Source organism: Nocardia jinanensis, from assembly GCF_014645735.1.
GTDB lineage: Bacteria > Actinomycetota > Actinomycetes > Mycobacteriales > Mycobacteriaceae > Nocardia > Nocardia jinanensis.
Window position 1 is genome coordinate 1 of the sequence record NZ_BMMH01000063.1, and the last position, 949, is coordinate 949.

The window sequence follows — 949 nt, forward strand, 5'->3', positions numbered from 1 at the left end:
CGAGCTGTCTAGGAACGCACTCACCAACCGGAGGTCTTCGTGTCCCACCCTAACGCCCCGTTGTCCGAGTTGGGCAGGCTGCGGCTGGCTCGTTGTGTCGTAGAGGACGGTTGGCCGCTGCGGCGGGCCGCCGAACGGTTCCAGGTCTCGGCCACCACCGCCAAGCGGTGGGCCGACCGCTACCGCCACCAGGGCCAGGCCGGTATGGCCGACCGTTCGAGCCGTCCGCACAGCAGCCCGAACCGGACACCGACCCGGGCCGAACGCCGCATCATCAAAGTTCGTGTCCTGCGCCGGTGGGGACCGGCCCGCATCGCCTACCTCCTCGGGTTGCACCCCTCGACAGTGCACCGGGTCCTGACCCGCTACCGGCTGACCCGACTGCGGTGGCTCGACCGCGCCACCGGCCGCGTGGTACGCCGCTACGAACACGACCAGCCCGGCGATCTGATCCATGTCGATGTGAAGAAACTGGGCAAGATCCCCGACGGCGGTGGCTGGCGGGCCCACGGACGCGGCGCCGGCTACCGCAACAAACTGGCCCACACCCGCGTCCGCCACGGCAAGCATCCCGTCATCGGCTACCACTACCTGCACACCGCCCTCGACGACCACTCCCGCCTCGCCTACAGCGAAGTACTCACCGACGAACGCCAACACACAGCCGCGGAGTTCTGGACCCGCGCCGCGGCATGGTTCGCCGCTCGCGGCGTGACCAGCCGAAGGGTGCTGACAGACAACGGTTCCTGTTACCGATCCCGGGTCTTCGCTACAGCTCTGGGCGAGGTCGTGCATAAACGCACCCGCCCCTACCGGCCACAAACCAACGGGAAAGTGGAACGCTTCCACCGCACCTTGACCGAGGAATGGGCTTACGCTCGCGTCTACCACAGCGATACCGAACGCAACACGGCCTACATCACCTGGCTACATACCTATAATCACCACC

The 949-nt window shown here is 66.9% G+C and carries 1 protein-coding gene; it reads left to right on the forward strand.

Annotated features, from left to right (window positions below):
* Positions 1 to 39: 39 nt before the first annotated feature.
* A partial coding sequence (locus tag IEY68_RS35850; protein ID WP_189094733.1) for an IS481 family transposase occupies positions 40 to 949 on the forward strand: 910 nt, incomplete at its 3' end.